Annotated in this window: 18 protein-coding genes; 7 read left to right on the forward strand and 11 right to left on the reverse strand. The window is 69.2% G+C overall.

Annotated features, from left to right (window positions below):
* Positions 1-28: 28 nt before the first annotated feature.
* Positions 29-1,027 carry a LacI family DNA-binding transcriptional regulator gene (locus MRBLMI13_RS17310; protein ID WP_042540058.1) on the forward strand — a complete coding sequence of 333 codons (999 nt, stop codon included), beginning with the start codon at positions 29-31 and terminating at the stop codon, positions 1,025-1,027.
* On the opposite strand, the gene MRBLMI13_RS17315 is transcribed toward MRBLMI13_RS17310, so the two are convergent.
* The 6 genes from MRBLMI13_RS17315 to MRBLMI13_RS17340 all read right to left on the reverse strand — a co-directional run bounded on the left by MRBLMI13_RS17315 (position 1,005) and on the right by MRBLMI13_RS17340 (position 7,808).
* A complete protein-coding gene (locus tag MRBLMI13_RS17315; protein ID WP_367824177.1) occupies positions 1,005-1,895 on the reverse strand; it encodes a PaaX family transcriptional regulator C-terminal domain-containing protein in 891 nt (296 codons plus the stop codon). The two genes, MRBLMI13_RS17310 and MRBLMI13_RS17315, sit on opposite strands and share 23 nt — an antisense overlap.
* A complete protein-coding gene (locus MRBLMI13_RS17320) occupies positions 1,885-3,138 on the reverse strand; it encodes a kynureninase (protein WP_367824179.1) in 1,254 nt (417 codons plus the stop codon). The genes MRBLMI13_RS17315 and MRBLMI13_RS17320 overlap by 11 nt, the downstream gene beginning before the upstream one ends.
* Position 3,139: 1 nt before the next feature.
* Positions 3,140-4,108: a hydrolase gene (locus MRBLMI13_RS17325; RefSeq protein ID WP_367824181.1), complete on the reverse strand. Its 969-nt coding sequence runs from the start codon at positions 4,106-4,108 to the stop codon at positions 3,140-3,142.
* Complete coding sequence (locus MRBLMI13_RS17330) at positions 4,108-4,962, reverse strand: tryptophan 2,3-dioxygenase (protein WP_367824183.1); 855 nt, start codon at positions 4,960-4,962, stop codon at positions 4,108-4,110. Before MRBLMI13_RS17330 ends, MRBLMI13_RS17325 begins: the two co-directional genes overlap by 1 nt.
* Positions 4,963-5,055: 93 nt before the next feature.
* Positions 5,056-6,771 carry an amidase gene (locus MRBLMI13_RS17335; protein WP_367824185.1) on the reverse strand — a complete coding sequence of 572 codons (1,716 nt, stop codon included), beginning with the start codon at positions 6,769-6,771 and terminating at the stop codon, positions 5,056-5,058.
* Positions 6,768-7,808 (reverse strand): agmatine deiminase family protein, encoded by a 1,041-nt coding sequence (locus MRBLMI13_RS17340; protein ID WP_367824187.1) that lies wholly within the window; start codon positions 7,806-7,808, stop codon positions 6,768-6,770. The genes MRBLMI13_RS17335 and MRBLMI13_RS17340 overlap by 4 nt, the downstream gene beginning before the upstream one ends.
* Before the next feature lie 92 nt (positions 7,809-7,900).
* Between MRBLMI13_RS17340 and MRBLMI13_RS17345 the strand changes: the two genes are divergently transcribed.
* Together MRBLMI13_RS17345 and MRBLMI13_RS17350 are read left to right on the forward strand one after the other, a co-directional pair.
* Positions 7,901-8,557, forward strand: a complete 657-nt coding sequence (locus MRBLMI13_RS17345) for a TetR/AcrR family transcriptional regulator (RefSeq protein WP_367824188.1) — start codon at positions 7,901-7,903, stop codon at positions 8,555-8,557.
* Between the two features lie 9 nt (positions 8,558-8,566).
* Complete coding sequence (locus MRBLMI13_RS17350; protein ID WP_042540070.1) at positions 8,567-9,940, forward strand: pyridoxal phosphate-dependent decarboxylase family protein; 1,374 nt, start codon at positions 8,567-8,569, stop codon at positions 9,938-9,940.
* A gap of 17 nt (positions 9,941-9,957) precedes the next feature.
* On the opposite strand, the gene MRBLMI13_RS17355 is transcribed toward MRBLMI13_RS17350, so the two are convergent.
* Together MRBLMI13_RS17355 and MRBLMI13_RS17360 are read right to left on the reverse strand one after the other, a co-directional pair.
* On the reverse strand, positions 9,958-11,013 hold the full coding sequence (locus MRBLMI13_RS17355; protein ID WP_367824189.1) for an alpha/beta hydrolase: 1,056 nt from the start codon (positions 11,011-11,013) through the stop codon (positions 9,958-9,960).
* A gap of 70 nt (positions 11,014-11,083) precedes the next feature.
* On the reverse strand, positions 11,084-11,611 hold the full coding sequence (locus MRBLMI13_RS17360; RefSeq protein WP_367824191.1) for a TetR/AcrR family transcriptional regulator: 528 nt from the start codon (positions 11,609-11,611) through the stop codon (positions 11,084-11,086).
* An 81-nt stretch (positions 11,612-11,692) separates the two neighbouring features.
* Here MRBLMI13_RS17360 and MRBLMI13_RS17365 point away from each other — a divergent pair, with 81 nt between their 5' ends.
* Complete coding sequence (locus MRBLMI13_RS17365; RefSeq protein ID WP_367824193.1) at positions 11,693-12,403, forward strand: MBL fold metallo-hydrolase; 711 nt, start codon at positions 11,693-11,695, stop codon at positions 12,401-12,403.
* Here MRBLMI13_RS17365 and MRBLMI13_RS17370 read toward each other — a convergent pair.
* From MRBLMI13_RS17370 to MRBLMI13_RS17380, 3 genes are read right to left on the reverse strand one after another with little or no spacing between them, the layout of a single operon-like run.
* Complete coding sequence (locus MRBLMI13_RS17370; RefSeq protein WP_367824195.1) at positions 12,400-12,951, reverse strand: cysteine hydrolase family protein; 552 nt, start codon at positions 12,949-12,951, stop codon at positions 12,400-12,402. The two genes, MRBLMI13_RS17365 and MRBLMI13_RS17370, sit on opposite strands and share 4 nt — an antisense overlap.
* A complete protein-coding gene (locus MRBLMI13_RS17375; RefSeq protein ID WP_367824197.1) occupies positions 12,948-14,393 on the reverse strand; it encodes a purine-cytosine permease family protein in 1,446 nt (481 codons plus the stop codon). Before MRBLMI13_RS17375 ends, MRBLMI13_RS17370 begins: the two co-directional genes overlap by 4 nt.
* A gap of 47 nt (positions 14,394-14,440) precedes the next feature.
* Positions 14,441-15,724, reverse strand: coding sequence for a M18 family aminopeptidase (locus MRBLMI13_RS17380; protein ID WP_367824199.1), 1,284 nt, complete (start codon positions 15,722-15,724; stop codon positions 14,441-14,443).
* A gap of 263 nt (positions 15,725-15,987) precedes the next feature.
* Here MRBLMI13_RS17380 and MRBLMI13_RS17385 point away from each other — a divergent pair, with 263 nt between their 5' ends.
* From MRBLMI13_RS17385 to MRBLMI13_RS17395, 3 genes are all read left to right on the forward strand, one after another.
* Positions 15,988-16,854, forward strand: a complete 867-nt coding sequence (locus MRBLMI13_RS17385; protein WP_367824201.1) for an EamA family transporter — start codon at positions 15,988-15,990, stop codon at positions 16,852-16,854.
* Between the two features lie 133 nt (positions 16,855-16,987).
* Positions 16,988-17,383: a GNAT family N-acetyltransferase gene (locus MRBLMI13_RS17390; RefSeq protein ID WP_367824203.1), complete on the forward strand. Its 396-nt coding sequence runs from the start codon at positions 16,988-16,990 to the stop codon at positions 17,381-17,383.
* Positions 17,384-17,882: 499 nt separating this feature from the next.
* Positions 17,883-18,832: DUF222 domain-containing protein (locus MRBLMI13_RS17395; RefSeq protein ID WP_367824205.1), on the forward strand; the 950-nt coding region annotated here is incomplete at its 3' end.

The following is an 18,832-nucleotide window of genomic DNA, read 5'->3' on the forward strand; positions in this document are numbered from 1 at the left end:
TCGCTGTGCCGGACTACGCTGGCGTCTCATGGGGGGCCGAACGACGATCCACGATGTCGCGAAAGCGGCGGGGGTGTCGGTGTCGACCGTCTCGAAGGCGGTGAACGGGCGATACGGGATCGCGGATGCCACGGTGCAGCGCGTCCTCGACGCGGTGAAGCAGCTCGGGTACGAGTCGAGCCTGGTCGCGAGCAGCATGAGGGCACGGCGCACGGGGGTGATCGGCGTTCTCCTGGCGGACTTCGAGCCCTTCAGTGCCGAGATCCTCAAGGGCGTCGGCTCGGCCGTGCACGACACGGCGTTCGACCTCCTCGCCTACAGCGGGTCGCACCTCGGCGCAGGCGACGGCTGGGAGCGGCGATCGCTGAGCAGGCTCTCGGGCACGCTGATCGATGCGGCGATCATGGTCACCCCCACGGTCGTGAGCGCCGGCACCGAGATCCCGGTGGTCGCGATCGATCCCCACACGGGCCGGGCCGACCTGCCCACGGTCGAATCCGACAGCTTCGGCGGCGCTCTCACGGCGACCAGACACCTGATCGAGCTCGGCCATCGCCGGATCGGATTCGTCGCGGGCCGCCCGGATCTCCGATCCGCCGGGCTCCGTGACGCCGGGTACCGCAGGGCCCTGTCCGACGCGGGGATCCCGCTCGATCCGTCACTGGTGGGCATCGGCCGCTACGAGCTCGACGCGACCAGGGAGTCCGCCCGCATCATGCTGAGCGGCGAATCCCGACCGACGGCGATCTTCGCGGCGAACGACCTGTCGGCGATCGCGGTCATCGATGTCGCTCACGAGCTGGGGCTGCGGGTGCCGGATGATCTGTCGGTGATCGGGTTCGACGACGTGCCGGAGGCGACCAGAAGGGCGCTGCCGCTCACGACGATCCAGCAGCCGATGCGCAGACTCGGGGCCGTCGCAGCCGACATGGTGTTCACGCTGCTCTCGGGGCAGGAGATCGACGAGATGCACGTCATCCTGCCCACGCGGCTGGTGGTGCGGGCTACGACCGCCCCGCCCCGGTGACCTGCGCTCTCGTGGCTTCCGCTCCCGTGGCTTCCGCTCCCGTGACTTCGCGCACGCGCTGCCACGCGGCATCCGACAGCTCCGTCGACAGCCTCAGGAACTCGGCGATGCTGTGCCTTCCCGGCCAGTCGGCCGGCAGCATCGAGGGCGGCAGGCCCGGATCGATGTAGGGCAGCACGCGCCAGCGGTCGATCAGCTGCACGTAGGCGGCGAACGGCGCCTCCGGAAGCGTCTCGAGCGACGACTGGAACTCGAGGTGCTCGGCACGCAGGGCGTCGAGGTCCCACCAGTCCGCGGCCGCCTCGGGCAGGGTGCGCGCGGTCGTCGGAGTGCCGGCCTGGAACAGCGTCACCCACTCACTGGCGTCGAGATCGTCGACGATCTCGAGAACCTCGCCCTGCAGATGCCCCGGGCAGATCCACAGGGCGGGAGACACGACACCCGCCCCGATCCACTGCAGGCGACGCCGCAGCTGGTGCCTCGTGGCGCGGGCGCTCTCGGGCATCGAGAAGGAGATGAGGCACCAGCTGTCGGCATCCGTCATCTCGCGCATCTCGAAGATGCGTCGATCGCCCCGCTCGAGCATCGTGGCGGCATCAGGGTTGAGCCGATAGCCGACGGCGTGTCTGCGCTCGGCGAGCAGCAGTCCCTTCTGCTTGAGGCGGGTGACGCCGGTGCGTGCCTGCGCCGTGGGGATCCCGAGATCGCCGGCGAGTGCGACCAGATCGGCCGTCGAGATCCAGTCGCCGAGCGGTCGCAGATACAGCCCCACCAGGGTGCGCAGCAGCGATGCCGTGCTGCCTGGGCGTGCATCGATGTCGTCGAGCACGGGGCCCGCGGCGATCTGCTCTGTGGGCTCAGCGGTCATGCGACTCCAGGGCGTCGCGCACGGCGAGGACGCCGGTGAGCGTCTCGACATATGAGGTGCTGAGCGGCGAGAGCCCCAGGCGGATGCCGTCGGGGAAGCGGAAGTCGGGGATGATGCCGTCGGCCCACAGGCGCTGCGTCACGGCGCGGAAATCAGGGTGGCCGATCGTCACGTGGCTTCCTCGGAGTGCGGCGTCGCGCGTGCTGAGCAGCCGCACGCCGAGCGGGGCGAGCGCCTCGTCATAGGCACGGACGGCGAAGTCGGTGAGCGAGAGGGACTTCTCGCGGATCGCCTCGATCGACGCCTGCTCGATGAGGTCGAGCATGCCCTGCATCGCGAGCATGGAGGTGATCGGGGGAGTGCCGCTGAGCAGCTGCCGGATGTCGCCGGCCGGGACGTACTCCGGCCCCATCGCGAAGATGTCGGCGGCGCTCCACCAGCCCTGGATCGGCTGGCGCAGGACGCCCTGGTGCTCGCGTCGCAGGTAGGCGAACGCGGGGGAGCCGGGGCCGCCGTTGAGGTACTTGTACGTGCATCCGACCGCCATGTCGACGCCCCAGGCGTCGAGCTGCATCGGGATCACGCCGGCCGAGTGGCAGAGGTCCCACATCATGAGGGCTCCGACCTCGTGCACCGCGGTCGTGATGCCTGGCATGTCGGCGAGGGCGCCCGAGCGGTAGTCGACGTGGCTGAGAGAGACGAGCGCCGTGCGCTCGGAGATGGCGGCGACGACGTCGGCGATCTGCACGCCGAGCACCGGGTCGGGCTCGATCCAGCGCACCGTCATGCCGGTCTCAGCCGCGACACCCTCTGCCATGAACCGGTCGGTGGGGAAGTTGCCCGCCTCGATCACGAGCTCCGTGCGAGACGGGTCGGCGGTCGCGCCGGCGCGCATCAGCTTGTAGATCAGCACGCTCGTGGAGTCGGCCACGACGGTCTGGCCCGCGGCGGCGCCGAGCGTGAGGCTGCCGATGCGATCGCCGAGCTCCATCGGCAGCGCCATCCACTGCTCGTCCCACGAGCGGATCAGCCGGGTGCCCCAGTCGTCGCGCACGAACGCCGCGAGCATCTCGGGTGTGTCTTTGAGTGGTCGTCCGAGCGAGTTGCCGTCGAGGTAGGCGCCGACGCCCGGAGCCTCGGCGAACGCCTCGAGGTGGGCGTGCAGCGGGTCGGCGGCGTCGAGGGCGCCGGCGAGATCGAGGAGCGAGCGTTCGATGGTCGCGGCGTCGCGGGTGTCGGTCATGTCAAGCCTTCAGATCGGCGCTGGTCAGCGGGCGGGCGAGTGTCGGGTCGGCATCGGTGCCGGGGAGCCTCAGGAGGAGTGCAGCAGGGTCGAGAGGGTTCTGCGGTGCGAGGGCGCGCAGCAGGTCGATGCCGTCGAGACCCGCGTCGCGGAGGGCGGTCAGTTCGCTCGGGTTCAGCCCGACGGGCGTCGGGCCGTTGCCCATGTCGGTGCCGTAGAGCACGGTGCCGCCGGCGGCATGGAAGCGGCGGACGTTGTCGACCGCTGTGGCGTGCGTGTCACCGTCGTGGATCGCGAGCGTCGACATCCACGAGACGGATGCTGCCTGGGCGGTGACCTCGGCGTCGTCGAGTCGCTCGGTGAACGGGGCGTGTGCGAGGCGCGCGGCGCCGAGGCGGGCTGCTCGCTGCGCTTCTCCCACGCCTTCGGCATGGGCGACGACGGGGAGGCCGCGTGCGGCGGCGGCCTCGACGATCGCGCGGAACAGGAGGTCGCTGAAGACGGGCCCGGCAGTGCTGTTGTTCGCGACCTTGATGCGAGATGCTCCGGCATCCGCCATCTCCGCGACGGCCGCGGTGGCTGCTGCGGTGTCCGCGATCTCGCGGAAGGACCCCGCTGGGGCCCAGTCGCGGTCGCTCGGGTAACCGCCGACGGGCGTGAGGAACGCACCCGCGAACTCGACGGTGACGACACGCGCCGCGCCGTCGGACAGCGCGGCGACCGCCGCAGGGTTCCCGCCGAGGTCGATCACGCGTCCGAGAGTCGAGTCATGCAGCAGTGCGTGATCGACGAGCTGGAGGTGCACGTGGTGGTCGGTGAAGCCGCCGACGATCACGCCGTCGAGCGTCGGCAGACCGGACAGACGCAGATCGGATGCCGGTGACCCGGGGCGCAGCAGCATCCGTCCGTCGATCATCTCGATGGTGCCGTCGCGCCATTCCTCGCCATCGAAGAAGGTCGCAGCGTTCATCAGCCGCCGATCTCGGTGCGCACGGTGTAGAGCTCGGGGAAGAACGTCAGGTCGAGAGCGCGCTGCAGGAAGCCGACACCGCTCGAGCCGCCGGTGCCGACCTTCATTCCGATCGTGCGGGCGACGGTCTTCAGGTGGCGGAAGCGCCAGAACTGGAAGTTGTCTTCGAGGTCGACGAGGTCTTCGCAGGCCTCGTAGAGGTCCCAGTGCTGTTGATGGTTCTGGTAGATCTCGCGGATCGCGGGCACCAGTTCGGGGGTCTCGCGGTAGGGGAGGCGCACGTCGCGCTCGAGGATCTCGGCCGGGATCGGCAGGCCGCGCCGCGAGGCGTAGCGCAGGAACTCGTCGTAGAGCGTGGGCTTGTGCCACTCGGCCGTGAGCAGCGCGAGGTTGGCGGGGTGGTCGGCGAAGACGCTGAGCATCTTCTCGTTCTTGTTGCCGAGGGCGAACTCGACCGCGCGGTACTGCACCGACTGGAAGCCCGAGGAGTTGCCGAGCGCTCCGCGGAACCGCGCGTACTCGGTGGGGGTGAGGGTCGCGAGGATCGCCCACTGCTGCGTCATCACGTCTTGGATGCGCTTGACCCGGGCCACCCGCTTCAGTGCCTCGCGCAGGTCATCGCTCGCGAGCAGTTCGCGGGCGGATGACAGCTCATGCAGCAGCTGCTTCAGCCAGAGCTCGGTGGTCTGGTGCTGGATGATGAACAGCAGCTCATCGTGGTGCTCGGGGACGCTGACCGGATTCTGCGCGGTGAGCAGCTGGTCGAGCGACAGGTACGACCCGTAGGTCATGCGGCCGGACAGATCGGTGACGATGCCGGCCTCGAGCTCGCGCTCGTTGTTCTCGGTGCTCATGGGTCGCTTCCTGTCGTGACGGACAGGTCAAACATATAACAATCGTGGCGAGCGTCACAATAGTGAAATGTCGCGCTGGTGCTGATCGGCGAGTCAGAGCGCGGGCGTCCTCGGCGGCGGGGTGCGGCGTTCGCCCGGTGAGCCGATCGCTTCGAACCCGGCGGCGAGACGCAGCAGCGCCGTGTCGTCGTACGCCCGGCCGACGAACGTGAGTCCGATCGGCATGCCGATGTCGGACATGAGTCCCATCGGCACCGTCACGGTCGGGATGCCGAGGTGGCGCACGGTCAGGTTGCCGTTGGCGATCCAGGTGCCGTTGCGCCATCCGAGGTCGGCGGAGGCCTCATTCACGTCCATGTCGGCGGGGCCCACATCGGCGACGGCCGGGAACGCGACGGCGTCGAGCTCGTGCTCGTCCATCCATTCCTCGAGGTCGAGGCGACGCGTCTCCTCCAGGCCGCGCAGGCCGTCGGCGAGCTCGGGCATGTCCTGGAATCCGATGCCCGGGTTGGCGCGCACCCACTCGGGATATTCGGCGATGTCGTCGTCGAAGCCCGTGTAGCGGTCGGGAAGTGCGCCCTCCGGATGCGGGAAGATCCTCGCTCCGTCGACGGCGGCGAGGGTGTGCAGTCCGGGGTCGCCATTCGCCTGCAGGAAGTCCTCCCACCCCCACGCCGACAGGTCGACGATCTCCCGTCGCAGATACTCGGGCGACACGAGACCGCGCGTCGCGATGGTGGGTGCACCCGGTCGGTCGCCCTCGTAATTCGACACCACGGGGAAGTCGACCTCGATCACGGTCGCGCCGGCGGACTCGAGGTCGCGTCGTGCGGACTCCCAGCGCTCGATCACCGAGGCGCGCGTCTCGATCCGCTGCCCTGTGGGGCCGCCGAGGCCCGGTTCAGCGGCGGTGCCGGCATCCGGGTCCGCGTTGATGTACATGCGGGGGATGCCGATGCGGATGCCGCGCAGGGCTGTCGCCGCCTCGGCGGCCAGGGCGTCGTACGATTCCGGGCGCACCTCTGACGAGAGCGGCAGCGTCACCCACGGCTGCGCGCGCCAGAAGTCACCGCGCGTCTCGGCATCGTCGGCGACGATCACGTCGAGCACCTCGAGCAGGTCGGCCATGGTGCGCGCATGGGGCACGACGACGTCCATGGTCGGCACGAGCGGCCAGTTGCCGCGGGTCGAGATCACGCCGCGCGAGGGCGTGTAGGCGCACAGGGCGTTGTTGGTCGCGGGACCGCGGCCGCTCGACCAGGTCTCCTCGCCCAGGCCGAATGCTCCGAAGCTCGCGGCCGTCGCGGTGCCCGATCCGTTGGACGACCCCGAGGCGAAGGGCGCGGTGAGGAAATCGGCGTTGTACGGACTCTCGGCCCGGCCGTAGACCCCTCGCTGCATGCCGCCGTTCGCCATCGGGGGCATGTTCGTCAGCCCGAGGCAGACCGCACCGCCCGCCCGCAGGCGTTCGATCGTGAACGCATCGCGCTGTGCGACGAGCTCGGTGAAGGCGGGGCTGCCGGCGGCGGCGGTCAGCCCGCGCACCAGGTAGCTGTCCTTCGCGGTGTACGGGATGCCGTCGAGCGGCCCGAGCGTCTCGCCGCGTGCCCGTCGCGCATCCGATGCCGCCGCCTCTGAGCGGGCGTCGGGGTTGCGGACGACGACGGCGTTCAGGGCCGTCTCGGTCTCGGGGCCGTCGTAGGCGTCGATGCGCGCGAGGTAGGCGTCGACGAGCTCGACGGAGGTGACCGCGCCGGTCTGGAGCGCTCGCCGCAGCTCTGCGATGGAGGCTTCGACCACGTCGATCATGCGGGAACCCCCACGCTCGGCTGCTGCTGGGTGATGCAGTGGATGCCGCCGCCGCGGTCGAACAGCGGGCGCGCATCGACCGTGACGACCCGGCGCCCGGGATAGACGTCGGCGAGGATCGCCCGTGCCGCGGCATCGGCCTGCTCGTCGCCGAACCCGCAGGCGACCACGCCATCGTTCGTGACCAGGTGATTGACGTAGCTCCAGTCGACGAAGCCCTCGTCGTCGCGCAGGGTCGCCGGCGCTGGCAGGTCGACGATCTCGAAACGGCGACCAGCGGCATCGGTCTGCTGCTCGAGATGCGCTCGCAGCCGGCGCGTCACCGCGTGGTCCGGGTGCTCGGGGTTCTGCTGCTCGTGCAGCAGCAGTCGGCCGGGGGAGACGATCGTCGCGACGATGTCGACGTGCCCGTTCGTGCCGAAGTCGTCGTAGTCGCGAGTGAGGCCCCGAGGCAGCCACACGGCCTTCGTCGCCCCGAGCGTGCGCGCCATCTCGGCCTCGACGCGCGCCTTGTCGGCGTAGGGGTTGCGGCGCGGGTCGAGCTGCACGGTGTCGGTGAGCAGCACCGTGCCCTCGCCGTCGACGTGGATTCCGCCGCCTTCGTTCACGAGGGTCGAGCTCACGAGCTCGGCGCCGACCGCTCCGGCGATGATGCGGGCGTGCTGCGCCGCCTTCTGCCACTGCGCCCACGCGGGGGCGCCCCAGCCGTTGAAGATCCAGTCGACCGCGCCGAGCACTCCGGGACGCTCGTCGTCGATCACGAAGGTGGGGCCGGAGTCGCGCATCCAGAACTCGTCGACCGGCGCCTCGACGATGTCGATGCTGCTGCTGAGCATCCGCCGAGCGCGGGCGACCTCGGCAGGGTCGACGATCATCGTGACCGGCTCGAACTCGGCGACCGCGTGGGCGACGGCCGTCCAGGTGTCATAGCCCTCGTCGCGCTCGGACGCCGTCTCGCCCAGCGTCGGCCCCTCGGCGGGGAACGCCATCCAGGTGCGATCGTGCGGTGCGGTCTCGGCGGGCATGTGCCAGGCCATGATTGTCTCCCTCGTTGCTGATCGCGACCTCGGGAATGAGGGGCCGTGATCCCTATTGAACACGTGATCAACGAGTGATACGGTAGCCCGTGATGAAGACCACGTCAAGAGCCGCCGCGCCCCGTCGGCTGCCGCCGGAAGAGCGCGAACGCTCCATCGTCGACGCCGCCGTCTCGCTGGCAGGGGAGAGCGGGCTCGAGGCGCTCACCGTGCGTGCGGTCGCGGCCAGGGTCGGCGTCACGCCGGCTCTCGTCGCGCACTACCGGCCCGTGATGGAGTCGTTCGTCGCCGAGGTCTTCACCACGATCGTCGCGGCCGAGCGAGACGAGGTCATCGCCTCGTACGACCCGAGCGTCGACCTGCGCACGAACCTGCTGCGGCTCATCGAGACGCTGCTCGACGACTCGCGAGACGACGTCGCGATGGTGTGGGTGCAGTCATGGGCGCTCGGCGCCCGCAACGAGGCGCTCGGCGCCAGGGTGCGCACCGAGATGGACCTCTGGCACAGCGCCCTCGAAGACCTCATCGCCCGCGCGATCGCCGAAGACCCGGTGCTGGGAGAGAACCCGCTGCAGGTCGACCCGGACTCGTCGGCATGGATGCTGCTCGCCATGGTCGACGGCATGAGCGCCCACTCGCTCGTGCACTGGGCGCCCCGCGATCGAGCCGATCTCGCTCGCCGCACTCTCTCCGCGGTGCTCGACGTTCCGGTGGTCGAGCCCGTACAGCCCGCAGAAACCCTCAGGTAAGGACAGCTCATGGGAGCAGAACGCATGCACGCGGCCTCGGCCGAATCGACGGCGATCGTCGACGCGGTGCTCGACTACTCGAGACGGCGGATGCTCGCGGCCGACGTGCCGCTCGACAAGCCCCAGTCACCGGCCGAGCTCGATCGTCTGGTCGGGACGACGATCACCGACGCCGGTCTCGGTTCGCAGCGCGCGCTCAGCGTGTTCGAGCACATCCTCGCCCCGGCCTGCCTGACGACGAGCCACCCGTCGTATCTCTCGTTCATCCCGACCGCCCCGACGATCGCCTCGATCGCCTTCGACCTCGTGGTCTCGGCATCCGGCCTCTACGGAGGCAGCTGGCTCGAGGGCGCCGGAGCCGTGCACGCCGAGAACGAGGTCCTCTCGTTCCTGGCGGCCGAGTTCGGCCTCCCCGACACCGCCGGCGGGGTGTTCGTGCAGGGTGGCACGATCGGGAACCTGTCGGCGCTCGTCGCCGCACGCGAGGCGGCGAAGGCGAAGCTGCTCGAGGCGGGCAAGGAGCTTCCTCGCCGCTGGAAGATCGTGTGCAGCGTCGAGGCGCACTCCTCGAACAAGTCGGCGGCGAAGGTCATGGATGCCGACGTGCTGCTCGTGCCCGCGGGCGACGACGGCATGCTGAGGGCGGATGCCGTGCGTGAGGCGCTCGCCGAGCACGGCGATGAGATCTGCGCGGTGGTCGCCACCGCCGGCTCGACCAACTTCGGCATCGTCGACGACATCGCCGGCATCGCCGCGCTGAAAGACGAGTTCGACTTCTGGCTGCACATCGACGGCGCCTACGGGCTCACCGCGATGCTGGCGCCCGAGGCCCGTGGCATCTTCGCGGGCGTGGAACGCGCCGACTCGGTGATCGTCGATCCGCACAAGTGGCTGTTCGCCCCGTTCGACTGCTGCGCGCTGCTCTACCGCGACCCCGACACAGGGCGCCGAGCGCACACGCAGCACGCCGAGTACCTCGACACCCTCACGGACGCCGGTGACTTCAGCCCGTCGGACTACTCGATCCAGCTCACTCGGCGCCCTCGGGGGCTGCCGCTGTGGTTCTCGCTCGCGACCTACGGCGTGGCCGCCTATCGCGAGGCGGTGAGCGCGACGCTCGCCCTGACCCAGCGCATCGCCGCAGAGATCGCTGCCCGCCCCGAGCTGAGGCTCGTGCGCGACCCGCAGCTCTCTGTCGTCGTGTTCGAACGCGAGGGCTGGGATCGCGCCGACTACGACCGCTGGTCGGACGAGCTGCTCGACACGCAGCGAGCGTTCGTGGTGCCGAGCTCGCACGGCGGGCGACCGAACACCCGCTTCGCGATCCTCAACCCGCTCACGACGTTCGACGACCTCGTGGGCATCCTCGACACGATGAAGTAGACCGCCCGCAGACCCCCTCAGCGACTGGTGTGGGCGTCGAGGAAGTCGATCGTCTGCTGCAGCGCCGTCTGCGCGTCCGGCATGTCGAGGTGGAACTGGTACTCGTGCGGCAGGGCCGGCTCGTGCGCCGCCGGCCAGAACAGGGTCGTGACGTCGACCCCCAGCTCGTCGAGACGCTTGGCCATCGGGATCGACTGCAGCCAGGTGAGCCCGTCGCCGTTCCCGCCCGAGATATATGTCGTCGGGAAGTCCTCGGTGACCCAGTCGATCGTCGACATCGTCGAGCCCGTCGAGCTCTCCGCCCAGGTCTTGGTTCCCGCATACGCCCACATCGACGTCTTGAGGCCCCAGCCGACGACGCCGTCGAGCGATGCGAGTGCCGCGAGGTCGTACACCCCGCAGTTGAGCACGGTCGCCACGACCTGCTCGGCCTTCAGCGCCGGCGTGATGCCCATGATCTCGGCATAGTCGGGGCTCGTCATGAGCGTCGCCATCTGACTGGCCAGCTGGCCGCCGGCGGAGTCGCCGGCGAGCACGATCTGGTCCGGATCGACATTCAGCTCATCGGCGTGCGCGTCGATGTAGGCGAGCGCGTCGTTGAGCTGGTGCACCGCGAGCGGATACTCCCCTTCGGGCCCGATCGTGTAGTTCACCGCGATGGTGGTGTAGCCCTCGGCCGCGAGGATGCGCATGTAGGGGTCGACGTTCTCCTTCGATCCCGAGATCCAGGCGCCGCCGTGGATCCAGACGACCGTCGGCAGCGGCCCGGTGGCGGATGCCGGTGTGAAGACGTCCATCGTGGTGTCGGCGCCGCCGTCGGCATAGGCGACGTCGAGCTGCTCGGTGAGCGCCGTGTCGGGGACGTGCTTCTCCATCTCGGCGGCGGTCTCGTCGCCGCCCTTCGTGAACACCGAGCGGATGAGCATGGCCGAAGGCCAGGGGGTGAGCGCGCCGATGATCGCCACCACCGCGGTGACGAGGAGGACCAGCCCCACCGCCGCCTTCGTGCGGTGCCACGGGCGTCGAGCCCTCTGCGGGCGGTCGGACTCGTCTTCGTGCGCGGTCGTGGTCATGGAAACCCCTCTCCGCGCATCATCTTGGCAGTATTCCGGTAGTCAGGCATCCGCTCGGGCGCGCGTGCGGTCAGGCGGCCGTGAGCCCGGCGATGATGCGATCCATCGCATAGCCGAACGCCTCGTCGACGTCGCCGCCGAGACGGAACATGCCGGCGAGCTCCATCTGCAGGAACCCTGTCGCCCAGGCGGTGAACAGGCGGGCGGCGTCGAGAGCATGCTCCGGTCCGACGAGGTCGGCGCAGGAGCGCAGCACCGGAGCGGAGGTCCGGTGGAGGGCGTCTTCGGGGGCGGACGCCGTGAACAGCAGACGGAACGCCTCGGGGTGCTCGTGCGCGAAGGAGCGGTAGGCGGCGGCGAGGAGGGGGAGCTCGTCGCCCGCGGTCTCGAGTCGGCTCGTCAGCGCATCGGCGGAGGCCTCGGCGACCGCCGTCAGCAGGGCGTCGCGATCCCGGATCCGTTTGTAGAGAGAAGGTGCCCGCACTCCGACGCGCTCGGCGACGGCCTGCATGGTGAGTCCGGCGGGGCCGGCGGTCTCGAGGATGTCGCGGCCGGCGTCGACGATGGCCGCCAGTGAGGTTCGTTCGGGGGTCGGCATCGGGGCTCCTTCATGGCTATTGACAATAGCTATGATAGCTACGTAATGTAGCCATCATAGACCACCTCGAAAGGGACGACCATGAAGCTCGCACCGCACCTGCATCGACTCGGAAACGACGTCGTCGCCTCCTACCTGGTCGACCTGCCCGAGGGGATCACTCTCGTCGACGCGGGGCTGCCCGGTCACTGGAACGACCTGCAGCGAAAGCTGGCCGAGCTCGGCCGCCCCCTCTCCGACATCCGCGGTCTGGTGCTCACCCACGGCGACGGAGACCACATCGGCTTCGCCGAGCGATTGCGCAGTGAGGCGGGCGTGCCCGTCTTCATCCACAGTGCCGATGCGCATCGGGTGCGCACGGGTGAGAAGCCGAAGACCCCGATGGGGCCCGCGCGCATCGGTCCGACGCTCGGGTTCTTCGCCTACGGCGTGCGCAAGAACGCGCTGCGCACACGGCACGTGTCCGAGGTCGTGACCGTCGCCGACGGCCAGGTGCTCGACCTCCCCGGATGCCCGGTCGTCATCGGCATGCCTGGTCACTCGCCCGGCAGCATCGCGGTGCACATCCCCGAGGCGGACGCGGTCTTCGTCGGCGACGCGCTGACCACGCGCCACGTTCTGACGGGGCGCGTGGGTCCGCAGCCCGCGCCGTTCACGGACGAGCCGGAGGAGGCCGACGCATCTCTCGACCGGCTCGCCGCCGTATCGGCAGCCTGGGTGCTTCCCGGACACGGAGCACCGTGGCGGGGGTCACCCGCCGACATCGCGGCGGCCGTGCGCACTGCGGGCTAGCGCTCCGTCAGCACCGTCGCCGTGTCGCTGACCGTGATCTGCGGCGGGTAGAGCCCCATGATCCGGACCGCAGCGGCGTGGTTCTCGGCCGTCGAGCCGGCGCAGGCGTCTGCGGCGATCGTGACGTGCGCCCCGGCATCCGCTGCGGCGAGGGCGGTCGAGATCACGCAGCAGTCTGTCGAGACTCCCGCCAGCACGACGTGCCCGCCCCGGCCGACGATCTCTTCGATCGCGGAGCCCCACTTGCCGAACGTCGGCAGATCGAGGGTCGGGTGCGGCGACAGGCTGATCGCGTCGGGAACCAGGTCGAACAGGGGATCGCCGGAGGGCTGGTCCGCGAACGGCCAGGCGGCGAAGTACGCGCCCCACGAGGTCGAGCGGTCGGCGGTCGGCATCCAGCGCGTCACGATCACGCGGTCGCCGAAGGCTCCGGCGAGCTCGCGGATGCGGGGCATCACGTCACCGAAGAACGGTGACCCCCAGGCCGAGTCGGGTGAGGCGAAGATCGCCTGCGGATCGATCACGACGAGCCAGGACTCCCTGCTCACGCAGCTGCCTCCTGCGCGCGGATCCGTCCGGCGCGGGCGAACCAGGTGAAGACGAACGACAGCACCAGTGCGAAGAACACCCCGAGGTTCGCGTAGGCCCAGTCGCCGTCGACTCCGCCGACCAGCCCGAGCAGATAGCCCTGCCAGTTGTTCCATGGGGCCGCATCCGCGAAGCCGTTGAGCACGAAGCCCCAGCCGATGACGCTGGCGACGACCATGGTGCCGATCGAGATCCAATCCCAGGCGCCGTAGCGTCCGCGGCTGTCGAACAGGGCCTCGTCGTCGTAGTCCTTCTTGCGTCGGAGGATGTCGGCGATCAGGATGCCGGCCCAGGATGCCAGCGGCACGCCGAGCGTGATGAGGAAGCTCTGGAACGGGCCGAGGAAGTCGGTGGCGAAGAACACCACATAGATCGTGCCGAGGGTGAGGATCACGCCGTCGATCGCCGCGGCGGACGGGCGCGGGATGCGGATGCCGAGGCTCAGCAGCGTGAGGCCCGAGGAGTAGATGCCCAGCACGGCACCCGAGACGAGCGCGAGCACGGCGGTGAGCAGGAACGGCACGAGCACCCAGAGGGGCAGAAGCGTGGCGAGAGCGCCGATCGGGTCGGAGGCGATCGCGGCGCTGAGGTCGTCGTCGGATCCCGCCAGCAGCAGACCGAAGACGACGAGGATCACGGGCGCGACCGAGCCGCCGATCGTGTTCCAGGCGACGATCGCCCCATCGGATGCCGTGCGCTTCTGATAGCGCGACCAGTCGGCGGCGATGTTGATCCAGCCGAGCCCGAAGCCCGTCATCACCATCACGAGTGCGCCGATGACCTGGCCGAGGCCACCATCAGGGCGGGCCATGACGGCGGCGAGATCGATGCTGGGCGCGGCGAGGACGATGTAGAGGATCGTCACCGCGCCGGTGACCCAGGTGAGCACCGACTGCAGCTTCATGATCGTGTGATAGCCGAGCACGGAGGCCACGACGATCAGAGCGGCGACGATCACGGTGGCGGTGATCTTCAGCGCGATGCTGTCGCCGTCGCCGCCGAGCTGCGCGATGACGGTGGCTGTGGCGAGCACGGCCATGATCGCGAGGAAGGTCTCCCAGCCGATCGAGGTCAGCCACGAGACGATGCCGGGCACCTTCTGCCCCTGCACGCCGAAGGCGGCGCGCGAGAGCACCATGGTCGGCGCCGAACCGCGTTTGCCCGCGATGGCGATCAGCCCGCACAGCAGGAACGACACCACGATGCCGATGACCGACACGATCGTCGCCTGCCAGAACGAGATTCCGAAGCCCAGCACGAACGATCCGTACGACATGCCGAACACCGACACGTTGGCCGCGAACCACGGCCAGAACAGGTCGCGAGGCTTCGCCGTGCGCTCGGATTCGGGGATGATCTCGATGCCCGCGCGCTCGATGAGAGCAGGCTTGATGTCCGTCATGCCATCATCCTGGCACTGCGCAGGGCCCGCGGGGGCGCCGGCGGTGATCAGCCGGCGAAGAAAGCCCCCGCGACGCGGGTGAGGTCGTGCAGATCCGAGACGCCGGCGAGCTCACGGGCCGAGTGCATCGACAGGATCGGGATGCCGACGTCGACGGTCCGGATGCCGAGACGCGTCGCCGTGATCGGGCCGATGGTCGATCCGCAGCGCACGTTGTTGTTCGACACGAACTCCTGCGTGACCACGTCGGCGCTGTCGCACCAGTCGCGCCAGGCGGCGGAGCCGATGGCATCCGTCGCGTACCGCTGATTGGCGTTGAGCTTGAGGATCGGACCCGAGCCGAGCACCGGCTGCACCACGGGGTCGTGCTTGTGCACGTAGTTGGGGTGCACCGAGTGGCCCACGTCGCTCGACAGGCACCACGACGCCGAGAGGGCGCGGCGGCGCTCGGAGGCGTCGGCGCCGAGGGCGTCGTACACGCGTCCGAGGATGTCTTCGAGGAACGGGCCGGCCGCGCCGGAGCGGGAGTTGGAGCCGAGCTCCTCGTGGTCGAAGGCTGCCAGGATCGCGATCGGTCCGGATGCCTCAGTGTCGATCGTCTCGAGGGCGACCACGCCGGCGTGCACCGAGGCGAGGTCGTCGAGGCGACCTGAGGCGAAGAACGCGCGGTCCTTGCCGAACACCGCTCCGCGTGCCGTGTCGGCGATCACGACGTCATAGCCGCGGATGTCGGATGCCGAGACTCCGGCCGTCTCGGCCAGCTCGGCGAGGATGTCCTCCTGCGTCGGGTCTCCGAGGCCCCACACGGGCTGCGTCTGGAACTGCTTGTCGAGTGCGAGGCTCGTGTTCGCGTCGCGGTCGAGGTGGATCGCGAGCTGGGGGAGGCGCAGCAGCGCTCCCGTGTCGGCGAGCACCACACGTCCGTCGGCGAGTGCGAGTCGGCCGGCGAGGCTCAGCTCGCGGTCGAGCCAGGAGGTCAGCAGCGGGCCGCCGTAGACCTCCACGGCTGCCTGCAGCCACCCCTTCGATCCGGTGGTCGGCTGCGGCTTGAGCTTGAAGCCGGGGGAGTCGGTGTGAGCACCCAGGATGTACGCCGGCGTGGTGGTGGTGGCGTCCGCCGGCACCGTCCAGGCGATCGCGGCGCCGTCCCTGACGACGACGTAGCGTCCGCCGGGCGTCACCTCCCAGGCCTGTTCCTCTTCGAGACGCGCGAACCCGGTATCCTCGAGCCGCCTGGCCACCTCGGCGGCGGCGTGGTAACTCGAGGGCGAGGCGGCGACGAAGTCGGCGAGATCCTCGGCGTGGGCGAGAGCGTCCGGGGTGACGGGCATGGGGGACCTTCCTGAAGGGGCGGTCCTTCGATCGTAATCGCCGTATCGACGACGACGATCCGGTCGGGTGGAAGGGCGTGCCGTTCACCTCCCGGTCACCCGCGGCGGTTACTGTCGCTCTCGATAGCGCCTAGGGTTCCGGGGTTCGTCCCGTCTGGTCCGAGCGGCGCCACGGTGCTCCTCCGCAGGGGCGCCGTCATCTGACAGGACAAAAGCCCGGAGGACCCTGTTCGTCGCGCCCGCGGTGAACGGAAGGGTCTCTCGTGTCCGCACTCGCTTTCGCTCTCGTCATCGCCGCAGCGATCACCCACGCCGCGTGGAACATCGTCGCCCATGGTGTGAGCCGGGCAGGGATGCCGTTCCTGTGGTGGGGAGCTGTCGGTGGAACGGCCGTGTGGATCGGTGTCATCCCGTTCACCGGCGGGCTCGGCACCGATGACCTGCTGGCCTTTCTGCTGGGTGTCGGCGTGTCCGGTGTGCTCCACGTCGCCTACATGGCGGTGCTGCAGCGCGGATACCGCGAGGGCAATCTCTCCACCGTCTACGCGACGGCACGGGGCACCGGGCCGTTCCTCTCGGTGATCGTCGCCATTCTGCTGTTCGGTGAACGGCCGTCCGTCCTCGCTCTCGTCGGCGTCGCGGCGATCATCGTCGGCGTCGTCGCGATCGGTCTCGTCGATCGGGGGCGCGCCGAGCGTCAGGGCCGCTCGCTCGATCTCGGGCTCGTGTTCGGGCTCCTCACCGGCGTCGCGATCGCGATCTACACGATCTGGGATGCGCATGCCGTGCGCACCTGGAACCTGTCGCCCGTCGCGTTCATGGTCGGGACGATGCTGCTCGAGATCCCGTTCTATTCCTTCGGCGTTCGCGGCCGATGGGCGGCCGTCCGCGCCCTCGGACGCACGCAGTGGCGACGCATCGTGGCATTCAGCATCCTGTCGCCACTGTCGTACATCCTGGTGCTCACCGCCATCCAGATCGCTCCGGTCGCCCTCATCGCTCCGCTGCGCGAGGTCAGTGTCGTGCTCGTCAGCCTCTTCGGGGTGTTCGCGCTCAAGGAGAGCAGGCCGGGGTGGCGTCTGGCTGCGTCCGCGGTCGTCGCCGGCGGGATCGTGCTGCTCGCCCTGTAGCTGTAGCTGTGGCTGTGGCTGTGGTTGTGGTTGTGGCTGCTGCGCGGCTGGGCGTGGTGCTGCTGATGGTTGTATGGATGCTGTGTCAGCGGGATGGAGTCTTCGAGCGAGCGGCCTTTCGGATGCCTCCTGGATGGCCGAGCTCAGGGCCGTCGTGATGAGACCTGACCTCGAGCGTCTCGGCCGATATGACCCCGTGCGCGTGCGGCAGCGCTTCCTCGATGCGTTCGTTCCCGAGAACACCCGCGTGATCGTCGTCGACGGCGATGACGTCGGTCTGGTCGCGGTCAGGCACGAACCGGACGCGCTCTGGATCGAGCACTTCTATCTCGCGCCGGAATCGCAGGGCCGCGGGATCGGGGCAGCCGTGCTCGCCCACCTGCTCGCGGACACCGATGGCACTCTTCCTTTCCGGCTCAACGTGCTGCAGGCCAGCGCAGCACGCCGGCTGTATGAGCGCCACGGCTTCGTTCTGGAGAGCGAGGACGCTGTCGACGTCTTCATGAAAGCGGATGCCTCCCGCGCGTGACGGCGTCTGAGCCACTTCTTTCGTCTCGTCTCTTCTTTCTTCCTTCGGTTCGTTGGTCTGACTCGCTTCTCTTCTTTCGCCTCGTTGGTCTCCCTCTCTTTCTCCCTCCTCTCGTTGGCCTCTCGTTGGCCTCTCTCTTCTTCTCTCGCCTCGTTGGTCTCGCTCGCTTCCTTCTTCTCTCTCGCCTCGTTGGTCTCGCTCGCTTCTCCCTCCTCGCGTTGGCCGCTCTCTTCTCTTCTCTCGCCTCGTCGGTCTCCCGCTCTTCTCCCTCCTCGCGTTGGCCTCTCTCTTCTTCTCTCTCGCCTCGTTGGTCTCGCTCGCTTCCTTCTCCTTCCCCTCGTCGGTCTCCCTCTACGTCCTTCCCTTCTCCTGAGCTCCCGGCGCCCGGGGGTGCGAATCTCACGTGTTGTATTGAGAGATTGGAATATGGCGTTGAACTGGGGTAAATCCGGGCGTTTGGCGGTGCTGAATGTCAGTGGTCGCGGGTTGACTGGGGAGTATGAACAGCACCGCGGAGCTTCTGGATCGGGTCATCGCCGACCTCGATGCGGTGCTGTCCGATGACGCGTTGGCGGGGTTGTCCGATGCGGAGCGGATCGGCGTTCTGGTGGCGGCGGGGGCGGCGTTTCGTCGGGTGGAGGCGGTGGTCGTCGAGACCGTCGCGACGGGCGAAATGGGTGACTTCCCGCACTCCGCAGGCTGCCGGGGCGAGAACGAGCTGCTGCAGCGGACGGTGCTCGTCGATGCGCGGGGTGCGACCCGGGTGGGGAAGGTCATCGACCGGGTGCGGCGGGATGTGAGCCTGGTGTCGGGGGAGAGGCTCCCTGCCCGGTGGCCGGAGTTGCGGACGGCGCTGTTGGACGGGGTGATCGGGATCGACGGGTTCCTCGCCGCGACGGGCCCGATCGAGAAGGTCTGGGACCGGCTCAGCGTCGACCAGCGGTTGGCGGCGGATGTCGCGTTGGCGGGGTGCGCACGCGGGCACGGCCTGAATGTCGACACGGATATGGACCCAGATGTGCCTGGTCCGTCGCCGACGACGGAGGATCTGAAAGCTCTCGCCGAGGATCTCGCATCGATGTTCGACCCCGACGGGGAAGAACCCAAAGACCAGGACGCGAGGCGTCGGCGGGGCGTCACGATCGGGCGATTGAAGGATGGTGTGCACGCGATCCGCGGGTATCTGACCCCGGATGTCGCGGCCCAGTTCCAACTCATCATGGACGCGATCCTCAACCCCAAAGGCGACGGCCCGCCCCGGCCAGGGGTGTTCTTCACCCCGAGCAGCGGCGCGGACTCGGATGCTGGTGCTGGTGCTGATGCTGGTGCTGGAGCTGGTGCTGGTGCTGGTGCTGGTGCTGGTGCTGGTGCTGGTGCTGGTTCTGGCGTCGACGCTGACGCCGATAGGGGGCGCGATCCGGAGGAGATCGATCCGTTCAACTCCGACCC

Origin of the sequence: Microbacterium sp. LMI13-1-1.1, assembly GCF_040815625.1 — a bacterium.
GTDB classification, from domain to species: Bacteria; Actinomycetota; Actinomycetes; order Actinomycetales; family Microbacteriaceae; genus Microbacterium; species Microbacterium forte.